The sequence below is a fragment of the Pseudoalteromonas sp. TB51 genome (assembly GCF_000498055.1).
GTDB classification, from domain to species: domain Bacteria; phylum Pseudomonadota; class Gammaproteobacteria; order Enterobacterales; family Alteromonadaceae; genus Pseudoalteromonas; species Pseudoalteromonas atlantica.
On sequence record NZ_AUTO01000136.1, the window covers coordinates 1 to 9482 of the forward strand.

Genomic DNA, 9482 nt, shown 5'->3' on the forward strand with positions numbered 1-9482 from the left:
GGCTTGCTCGTTTGCTTTTAAAAATGTGTTTTTAATGAGCGTTTTATCATCGGCAATTATCCCAAAATCAATCACTTCTATATTGTTATCATTAAGCTCGCTTAATATAACAGCGCGATTACTTTCATAAATAGCACCTGCAGGTAGGGCATTGCCAGGCTCTATAAGTTCATCCCCTGTAGAAAAAACCGCGACCTTTAGTGTTTCATATACACTTACTTGGTTAATACCAATAGAGGCAAGTAAGCCTACATCGACTGCTTTTAGTTTTCTGCCCGCTTTAAAAACAACACTATTTTTTGCAATGTCTTCACCTGCAAAGCGCACATTATTATTGAGCTCAATATGACCTGTAAAAGTTATTTTGTCGTTATCTACGCTGGCGTTTTCTTGCATAACTACCGCATTAGCGCCAGGGGGCAGGGCAGCGCCGGTCATAATTCTAACGCATTGCCCAGGTGTTAAGATGTTTTTAAAGGTTTGCCCAGCAAATACACTGCCTACTTGCTGATAAGTTGTTAGCCCTTCGCTTAGGCAAAGTGCATAGCCATCCATTGCCGAATTATCGTGAGCAGGCACATTTATATTGGATTTAATATCGTTTGCTAAAACACGGCCAACACTGTGCATTATTGAAATGGTTTCTGCGGCTTTATCAACGTTAATAGCGCTTAGCATGTTACTAATTGCGGTTTCTACTGGTAATAAACCAGGTGCATTGCATACATCGTTCATATATATTGTTTTTTATAATGTGTCTGATTTTTAAAACAATACTTATAATGTTAAAGCTTTACAATACATGGTGTGGTTATTTGTTATTACTGTTAGTGGTATTTAGCAATCCTCTTAACGCAAAAGAAACGCTGCACATAGCCGTTGCGAGCAATTTTAAACCTGTGCTGCAAACGCTGGTAACTAACCCAGCCCTGAAAAATATTAATATTAAAATATCAGCTGCTTCTAGCGGCGTATTACACTCACAAATTATGCATGGTGCACCGTACGATATTTTTTTATCAGCCGACGCTGCACGCCCACACGCACTGATCAAAGACGGCTTTGCACTTAAAAATAGCTTAACCACCTATGCGATAGGTTTATTAGCGCTGTGGCAGCCAAGCAACTCAGTTATTAATCATAAATTAGCCATTGCTAATCCAAGGTTTTCGCCATATGGGCAATCATCGGCGCATTATGCTAAAAACTATATAAAAACACCGTATGAATTTGTGTATGGAAATAATATTACCCATGCGTTTCAATTTGTAGAAACAGGCAATGCCGCTAAAGGCTTGGTCGCGCTATCTACGTTAAAGTCGGCGTATCGCAAAACTAAAAATAAAAAATATTTAAATTACACGCTTATCGAACCTGAAAAATACCCTGAAATAACGCAGCAAGGCGTTATCATAAGCGCTACTAAACATTTAACGGCAGCTAAAAAGTTTATGGCTTTTTTAAATGACCCCTCAACCGCAAAAACATTATTAGAGCTTGGTTATAAAGCAAAGGAAAGTGATGTTAGCAAGTGATGTAACAGCGCTGTGGCTTACAATTAAGCTTGCCTTTATAACGGCTGCTATTTTGTTGATTATATGCATTCCGCTTGCATGGCAACTAGCCAGTTATAAAGGTAAGTTAAAGCCTATATTAGAAGCACTTATAGCAATGCCTTTGGTGCTGCCGCCTACGCTAATGGGCTTTTATTTATTGGTGTTGTTTTCACCTACTCATGCATTTGGCCAGTTTTGGTTTTGGCTCACGGGTACGCAGCTCGCGTTTAGTTTTCAAGGGGTGGTTNCTGGCGGGCTTTAAACAAATAAATACTACTTATAATCAAGCTGCTATTGCCTTGGGGATCAGCCCATTTAAGCGTTTTATGTATTTAACGTTACCGCTATTAAAGCCAAGCATAGGCAGTGCCTTTGCACTGGGCTTTGCCCATACATTGGGAGAATTTGGTTTAGTGCTAATGATTGGTGGCAATATACAAGGCGAAACTCAAGTGGTGTCTATTGCATTGTACGACCATGTAGAGTCGCTTAATTATGGGGCAGCGCACCAATTGTCGTTGGTATTGCTAGCAATCTCGTTTGCGTGTTTAGTGTTGTTGTTTAAATTTAATAAAACCGTGATAAACGGAGCTGCTAATCGTGCTTAAAATACAATGCCATCAACGTTTGGACGATTTTGAATTACATGTTGATTTAGCTATAAATCAATTTGATATTTTAGGGGTGTTTGGCCCTTCGGGCTCGGGCAAATCGAGCTTATTACAGGCGATAGCAGGGCTTACGACGGCGCAAAATGTGTGTATAAATAATCATAATATTACCCATTTAAAGCCCGATAAACGCCTACTTACTTTACAGCTGCAGTCGTGCCCGTTATTTCCACATTTAAATGTGATGGGTAATTTACTGTTTACTCACAAGCATTGTAAAAATAAAAGTAACAACCTAACGCCTGATCAGGTAATTGATTTATTAGCACTAAACCCATTACTAAATCGTGATGTGTCGGGGCTTTCGGGCGGGGAGAGCCAGCGCGTAATTTTTGCAAGAACACTACTAAGTGGGCAATCTGTAGTTTTACTTGATGAGCCATTTAGCGCCTTAGATTGGTCAACGCGTTTTACTATGTTGGGGGCTGTTCAACAACTTAATAAATCCCATGGTATTAAATTTATTATTGTTAGCCACTCTTTAAAAGAGCTACTTTATTGCAGCGATACATTACTTCATATAGCGAAAGGCAACGTGCTCCAGTGCGGTGCAACACAAGAAGTGGTGCAAAGTATTTATACAAATAAGAGCCAAACGCCACTTAGTATACTTAGTTATAGTAAGCCTGAATTTAATGATGCTTTTGGTCTATACCAGCTTACTCTTAGTAATAGCCAACAGCATTTATATGCAGTGCCTTCGCTGGTAAAACAAAACCATAAGTTAATTATAGAAAGCAGCCAAATAACCTACAACAAAGTAAAACCAATTAACGAGAGCAGTTCAAACGTGCTAATAGGTATGCTTGAAAATGCCCAGCAGCTTGATGAGCAATGGCTGCTAACTGTTAACGTAGATACGCAATTACTGTATTGCGCGGTGTCTAAAAGGCAATGGCAGCAAAGTGCTGTAAGCCTAGGCGAGCAGATTTACTTGACAATAAATAACCTAGAAACGCTAAATTAGGCTTTTAAAAGCAGTCATGTATTTACCATGTACTAAATTAAGCGCTGCAAACAGGGCAGTGCTTATTTTTAACAATGTTAAAACGGTTAAACTCCATACTCAAACCATCTACAAGTAATAGCTGCTCGGTGAGTTTACTAGGCAGTCCTGCAATAATTTTAAGTGCTTCAGTCGCTTGAATACTGCCAATAAGCCCTACAATAGGAGAGAGCACGCCTGACTCTGAACAGCTTTGAGTTTGTTCGCCAAAGAGCTGTGACACACACCCGTAGCAATGGCTATTAGGCGCCATTGTAAAGCAGGCTACTTGTCCCTCTAACCTTATGGCAGAGCCCGAAACCAAGGGCGTGCGGGTGTTATAGCAGGCGCTGTTGAGCAAATTTCGTGTTGCTAAGTTATCAGTGCAGTCAATAACTACATCTACTTTGCTAAGTAATTGTTCAAGGTGCGAGTTTTCATTTAAAAATTCATCAATAGTGTGGATCTCTATTTCATCATTTAACTGAGTTAACTGTTTTTTTGCACTGTGGGTTTTTAAGCTCCCAACATCACTTTGTTTATAGAGCACCTGCCTTTGCAAGTTAGTTGCATCAACCACATCGTTATCTACAAGCGTTAACGTACCTACGCCCGATGCCGCTAAGTACTGCGCAACTGGGCAGCCTAATCCACCTAACCCCACAATAAGAGCATGACTTTGCCATATTTTTTCTTGTCCATCTATATCTAGCTGAGGAAGCATAATATGGCGAGAATAGCGTAATTGCTGCTGATACGTTAAAGGGGGTTTTTGCATTAATGAGTTCTCATAATTTTTTTTAACAATACCAATTAGTTAAAACCTAGAGCAAGTAAAGCTTAAAAATTCTTTGCACTGTTTACGCCCAACAAAGCTGCTTAAATAGTGCAAAGCGAAATAAATATTAATTCCCAAAAATATAAGTGACTGAAAAACCTACCTATTAATTGTTGGCTTAGTAATTGCTGAAAGCGGTTAACGTTAATTTAACAATCATCGCAGTGTTATTACTACCAAAGTCGTACTCACTGCTTAAAATAATAATCGTTACAAGGAAAAAAACATGCAACCGAGCTCTGGGTTTAATCTCATATCGTTTAGCGGAAAAATGAAAATACTACATTTAAGCTGGATGGTGTTTTTTATCTCTTTTTTTGTATGGTTTAACCATGCTCCATTACTAGGGGCAATAGCGGGCTCGCTAGGTATAACTATGGCACAGGTAAAAACGCTGCTCATTTTAAATGTGGCCTTAACCATTCCGGCGCGTGTTGTTGTTGGCATGCTGACAGATAAGTTTGGCCCGCGTATTGTTTATGCCGCTTTACTTATTTTATGTAGCATACCGTGTTTTATGTTTGCTATGGCCACCACGTTTGAGCAAGCCGCTATCGCGCGTTTTGCACTAGGCTTTATTGGTGCAGGCTTTGTAGTGGGCATTCGTATGGTGAGCGAGTGGTTCCCGGCTAATGAGCTTGGTACAGCAGAAGGTATTTATGGTGGCNGCCATGTTACTACCTGTATTAGCGCTTATGTTTGGAGGTGACGATGGCTGGCGCTATGCCGTTGGTTTAACGGGCGTACTTAGCGTTATTTTTGGTGTTATTTGGTACATAAACGTAACCGATACACCAAAAGGGGGGACGTACTTTAAGCCTAAAAAAGTAGGCGCAATGGAAGTAACCAGTAAAGGTGACTTTGTATTATTGCTTATTATGAAATTACCTATGTATGGCGCACTGGCTTTACTTACTTGGAAGTTGTCTCCTACAGGCGCTAATTTAATTTCTGCCAATTTTGTTTTAGCCGTTTATGCATTTTTAGTGCTGTTATACGCTTACGAGGTATATAAAACCTTTGATATAAACGGACATATTTTTAAACAACCCGTGCCAGAATCGCACCGCTACGAATTCAAACAAGTAGCTGTACTTAATATTTTATATTTTACCACCTTTGGCTCAGAGCTGGCCGTTGTATCTATGCTGCCATTATTTTTTATGGAAGTGTTTGGCCTAGATATGGTGTACGCAGGTTTACTGGCCTCTGCTTATGCGTTTATGAATTTAGCCTCGCGCCCGGGTGGTGGTTGGATCTCAGATAGAATGGGTCGTCGTAAAACACTTATTGTTCTTACCTCAGGGTTAGCTGTTGGCTACTTTGTTATGGGTTTAGTTGACGCTAGCTGGCCACTTTGGCTNCAGTAGCTGCTGCCATGGCGTGTTCGTTCTTTGTGCAAGCTGGTGAGGGGGCGGTTTTTGCTGCTGTGCCACTTATTAAACGCCGCTTAACAGGGCAAATTGCAGGTATGACAGGCGCTTACGGTAACGTTGGCGCGGTGGTGTATTTAACGGCGCTCTCATTAGTGGATTACCAAACGTTCTTTATGATTATTGCTGCCAGTGCATTGTTAGGTTTAGGGGCGTTATTTTTCATGAAAGAGCCAGATGGGCACATGACAGAAGTAAACGAAGATGGCTCTGTTGAACTTATTTCAGTGACTTAAGGCAGCGTTAACCATGTTTGATGAAACCCAACACGCTCAAGTTCGTAATAATACGCTAGATGTTTCTTTTGGTGGGCACAGTGCCGCGGGCATAAAAGATGAAAATCAAGATGCGTTTGCTGCTTTAAATACTGAGCACGAACAACAAGAAACAAAAGGCGCTATTGCGTGCTTAGCGGATGGGTGTTCATCGGCTAAAAATGCCAAACAAGCATCGCAGCTCAGTGTTACTCACTTTATAAATGAGTATTTAAATACACCCGACAGTTGGGCGGTCAAAAAATCGGTTTCTAAGGTTTTAGCTAGCTTAAATCAGTGGTTATATTCGCAATCAGTTAACTATAACCACTTAGGGCAACGCCAAGCTGATTGGATGACCACCTTTACGGCGCTTATATTAAAATCAGCTACGGGGTATATATTTCATTTAGGCGATACTCGCATTACGCGTTTACGCGATAATCAAATTGAAGCGATAACGCGGGATCATAAAGTAAACGATACGCTCACTCGTGCTTTAGGCGCGCAGTCACATCAAGAAATTGATGTTTACGAAGTTGACCTAAAAGCCGGCGATATTTACATACTGACTTGCGATGGTGTGCATGATGTATTGCCCTATAGTGAAATTGCCAACGAAATAAACGCCCATAACAACTTAGAGCAGGCAGCAAGTGCCATTACCTCACGCGCTATAGCACAAGGCAGTGATGATAATGTGAGTTGTTTATTAGTGAAGGTAAATAGCACTGCGCAGCAAAATCTAGATGAGCTTTATCAATCGTTAACGCAGCGAAAAATACCACCCGCATTAGAAGTTGGCCAAATAATTGATGGATATACGGTTATTCGTAAAATCAACGAAAGCAGCCGATCGCACATTTATTTGGTACAACAAGCACCTGATGCACCTCCCGTTGTATTAAAGGCACCCTCGGTTAATTTTGAAGACGATATACATTACCTTCAAGGCTTTATACGCGAAGGGTGGGTAGGGCAACGTATTAATCATCCTAATGTAATGAAGGTTTTAAATACGCAATCGCAAAGCCGATTTTTATATCATATTTGCGAGTACATGGACGGACAAACCCTCAGTGACTATAAGCACGACGTCCCTTATTTAGAAATAGCTCAAGTGCGCAGTATTGTAGAGCAAATAGTGCATGCGCTAAGGGCTTTTCAGCGATTAGATATGGTACATCGTGATTTAAAACTCGATAACGTGATGATAGATGTACACGGTAAAGTTACGTTAATTGATTACGGTACTGTAAGTGTTGCGGCTATGGATGAGTCGGTTAAGCAAATAGCCGATGACTGCCCGCAAGGTACTATAGATTATACGGCACCTGAAACACTTATTTCGCTGCATGCCGATTTTAAAAGCGATATGTTTTCGCTTGGGGTGATTGCTTATGAGTTATTGTGCTCGAAGCTGCCTTATAAAACATTACCGGCAAGTCATACCCCTATTGATTACAGCCACTGGCAATACACAAGTATTCGCAAGTACCGAGCCGATATACCCTTTTGGTTAGATCAGGCTTTAATGAAAGCACTTGCGCCAAAACCAGCGCTCAGATACCACGCATTTTCTGAGTTTTTAACAGATATTAGTAAACCTAATCCACATTTACAGAGCTCAGCCAACAAAATTTCAATAATGAAACGCGATCCAGTATTACTCTGGAAGAGCATTTCGCTGTGTTTATTTATCATTTTATTGTGCGTGCTCATAATTAAAAACTAAGAGACCAACATGTTAAATTATAAAAATAACTTACCTATTATTTTAATGATAGGGTGCATTGCTGCGCCTTCTATTAGTGTTGCAGCGCAAACCGACCTTAATTTTAGGCTGCGTTATGAAAGTGCAGAGCAAGATAACGCACTAAAAGATGCCAGTAGCTTAACGCTGCGTACTCGCCTTACTCATAAAACCGATGAAGTGAATGGCTTTTCTGCTTTATTAGAGGTCGAAGATAGCCGAAGCCTATTCGGTGTAGACGATTACAACAATACGCTGGGTAAAAATACAAATTACTCAGTAATAGCCGACCCTGAAACCACAGAGGTAGATCAGGCTTTTGTTAAGTACGCAAAAGATGCTTTATCAATTAAAGTAGGTAGGCAAGTAATAGCGCTTGATGGGCAGCGCTTTGTAGGCCACGTTGGCTTTAGGCAAGACAGGCAAACCTTTGATGCTGCAACAGTAAATTACACCTTTAATGATATTAACTTGCACTATAGCTACATAAGTAAGCGCAACCGTATATTTGCTGATAGCAAAGATATTGATGCATCCGATCATCTTATCAATGCAAGCTTTAAAACAAGCCTAGGTAAGGTGGTTCTATACAGCTATTTATTAAGTGACGATGCAATAGATAATGACAGCTTAGATACTTATGGTGTGTCTTTTAATGGTAATAAAACGCTAAGCGATATTAAATTTTACTATAAAGCACAGTACGCCACGCAATCTGCATCAACGAGCATGAGTGATTTTGACGCTGATTACTATGCATTTGAGGGGGGGATAGATTTAGGCGGTTTAGGCATTGAAGCCGTTACATTAAAAGCTGGTATTGAGTCACTGGGTTCTGATAATGGTGATTATGGTTTTGCCACGCCGCTTGCCACAATGCATAAATTTAATGGCTGGGCCGATACGTTTTTAGCAACCCCAGCACAAGGGCTTGATGACACTTATGTAAGTTTAAATGGTAAAGCTTACGGCGGTAAATGGCTGCTGGCGTATCACAGCTTTGATGCCAACGATAGCGCCAATGGCGTTGATGATTTAGGCACAGAGCTAAACGTACAATACGTAAAGCCTATTAATAAAACCTATGCCGTAGGCGCAAAATATGCCGATTATTCAGCAGGCGATAGCGCTGCAGGCAAAGTCGATACCCAAAAACTGTGGGTATGGGTAAGCGCTAAATTTTAAGTATTTAACCTAAACCCTCGTTATTTAATTTAAAGCGTTACAAGTTGGTGCAATAGCGCCAGCTTGTGGTGCTTTCACTTCTTTTTTACTGTGTTAACTCAGTTAAATTATTGAAATGTAATGCTTATATATCTGGCTTGCATATTGCTATAACCAACACATAATAAATTATACATTTAAAGTACCCATTTAAAGTTAAGTGTATTTTAAATCAAACAGGTGATTTTAATGCTAAGCAAGCAGCGTGTTGTAGTTGTCGGAAATGGAATGGTTGGCCATCATTTTGTACAACAGCTAGTATCACAACAAGGTGATACTCAAAATATGGAGATTACCGTACTTAGCGGTGAAGACCGACTCGCTTATGACCGCGTACAGCTTTCGTCTTTTTTTAAAGGTAAAACCGAAGACGATTTAGCACTTACCTGCAGTAAAACCTATCAAGATTGGCAAGTGTGCTTTCATACTCATTCTAAAGTGGTTGATATAAACCGCGATGCAAAAACAGTCACTACTGCAAAAGGCGAGTCATTTGCGTACGACAAGCTAATACTGGCAACTGGCTCATTTGCATTTGTACCACCCATTCCAGGAAAAGACCGTGAGCATTGCCTCGTTTACAGGACCATTAACGATTTACACGCCATAAAAAAATCTGCACATGCCAGCAAAGTGGGCGTAGTAATTGGCGGCGGTTTATTAGGGCTAGAAGCTGCCAACGCGTTAAAGCAGCTTGGCTTGCAAACCCATGTAATAGAATTTGCGCCACAACTTATGGGCGTACAAATAGATGGTGCTGGCGGGCGG

7 protein-coding genes and 2 pseudogenes are annotated in these 9482 nt (G+C 40.6%); 7 read left to right on the forward strand and 2 right to left on the reverse strand.

Annotation, left to right across the window (positions count from 1 at the left end):
• Positions 1–735 (reverse strand): molybdopterin molybdotransferase MoeA (locus tag L650_RS0107060; RefSeq protein WP_029772670.1); only part of this gene is annotated, 735 nt, incomplete at its 3' end.
• A gap of 47 nt (positions 736–782) precedes the next feature.
• Between L650_RS0107060 and modA the strand changes: the two genes are divergently transcribed.
• The 3 genes and pseudogenes from modA (at position 783) to L650_RS0107075 (ending at position 3194) form a co-directional block, all read left to right on the forward strand.
• Positions 783–1535 carry a molybdate ABC transporter substrate-binding protein gene (gene modA / locus L650_RS0107065; RefSeq protein ID WP_029772671.1) on the forward strand — a complete coding sequence of 251 codons (753 nt, stop codon included), beginning with the start codon at positions 783–785 and terminating at the stop codon, positions 1533–1535.
• Positions 1522–2164 (forward strand): annotated as a pseudogene (locus tag L650_RS0107070) (molybdate ABC transporter permease subunit). The gene modA and the pseudogene L650_RS0107070 overlap by 14 nt, the downstream one beginning before the upstream one ends.
• A complete protein-coding gene (locus L650_RS0107075) occupies positions 2157–3194 on the forward strand; it encodes an ATP-binding cassette domain-containing protein (RefSeq protein ID WP_029772672.1) in 1038 nt (345 codons plus the stop codon). Before L650_RS0107070 ends, L650_RS0107075 begins: the two are co-directional and overlap by 8 nt.
• A gap of 37 nt (positions 3195–3231) precedes the next feature.
• On the opposite strand, the gene L650_RS0107080 is transcribed toward L650_RS0107075, so the two are convergent.
• Positions 3232–3990, reverse strand: coding sequence for a HesA/MoeB/ThiF family protein (locus L650_RS0107080; RefSeq protein WP_024032649.1), 759 nt, complete (start codon positions 3988–3990; stop codon positions 3232–3234).
• A 286-nt stretch (positions 3991–4276) separates the two neighbouring features.
• On the opposite strand from L650_RS0107080, the pseudogene L650_RS0107085 reads away from it, so the two are divergent.
• The 4 genes and pseudogenes from L650_RS0107085 to L650_RS0107100 all read left to right on the forward strand — a co-directional run.
• Positions 4277–5719 (forward strand): annotated as a pseudogene (locus L650_RS0107085) (MFS transporter).
• Positions 5720–5732: 13 nt separating this feature from the next.
• The gene (locus L650_RS0107090) at positions 5733–7472 is read left to right on the forward strand and encodes a bifunctional protein-serine/threonine kinase/phosphatase (RefSeq protein WP_029772674.1); all 1740 of its coding nucleotides are present in this window, start codon (positions 5733–5735) and stop codon (positions 7470–7472) included.
• A gap of 9 nt (positions 7473–7481) precedes the next feature.
• Positions 7482–8675 carry an alginate export family protein gene (locus L650_RS0107095; protein WP_029772675.1) on the forward strand — a complete coding sequence of 398 codons (1194 nt, stop codon included), beginning with the start codon at positions 7482–7484 and terminating at the stop codon, positions 8673–8675.
• A 228-nt stretch (positions 8676–8903) separates the two neighbouring features.
• Positions 8904–9482: FAD-dependent oxidoreductase (locus tag L650_RS0107100; RefSeq protein ID WP_029772676.1), on the forward strand; the 579-nt coding region annotated here is incomplete at its 3' end.